General features: G+C 52.6%; 1 protein-coding gene. It reads right to left on the reverse strand.

The annotated features are described in order from the left end of the window. Positions 1–50: 50 nt before the first annotated feature. Positions 51–785: integrase core domain-containing protein (locus tag QKD99_RS11495; RefSeq protein WP_347951487.1), on the reverse strand; the 735-nt coding region annotated here is incomplete at its 5' end.

Consider the following 785-nt stretch of genomic DNA (forward strand, 5'->3'; position numbering starts at 1 on the left):
TGTGAAGTCTCGAGACATCGTTCCGGTCGGTGTCTCGAGATTTTTCGTTTTCAGTTGCCCCGTTGGGGGCTGAGTTTGTTGTCTTTCTTGTTGTAGTAGATCTTTTCTTCGGTGAGTGTGTAGGCGGCGATTTGTGCCCCGGTGGCGGTTATTTTGATGTCGACATGGTTGTCGACGCAGACCATTGTGATGGGTTCTCCGCCCCATCTGCGTCCGATGTAGAGGCGGCGTAGTTTGCCGCCCCATCGCAGGGTTGTTTTGCCGTTGGTGCCTACTTTGTCGGTGCGTAGTCGGTAGTCGCGGTCTGGTTTGATTTCTGCTGGATGCGCTTTTGGTAGGGCTGTATAGGCTTCTGCGGGGGTGGTTCTGTTTAGGGCTCTATGGGGGCGTTTGTAGTTGTAGTATCCGATGATTTCTTTCAGCTGAGCGTTGAGTTCATCGAGGTTGTGAGCTGGTGTTTTATTCGAAAGGGCTAGTTTAAGGGTGTAGTGGAAGCGTTCGACTTTTCCTTGGGTTTGGGGGTGGTAGGGTTTGCCGTTTTTCTGCTTGATTCCTAGGTCGATGAGTAGTTGCTCGAAGCCGTTTCGTGCGGGGTTTGTCCGATCGGCGCTGGTTGTGAATGCTCGGCCGTTGTCGGTGAGGGTGGATTGCGGAAAGTCGTGTATTTGCCCAGCGTTAATGAAACTTTCCATGACGTTTGCCACGGTAGCGTTGTTGTAGGCGTGGCACGAGATGATGAACCGGGAGTGGTCATCCAAGATGGTGAGGATGACTACGCGCTTGTG

The sequence above is a fragment of the Corynebacterium sp. c3Ub_189 genome (assembly GCF_039907195.1).
Taxonomy (GTDB): Bacteria; Actinomycetota; Actinomycetes; order Mycobacteriales; family Mycobacteriaceae; genus Corynebacterium.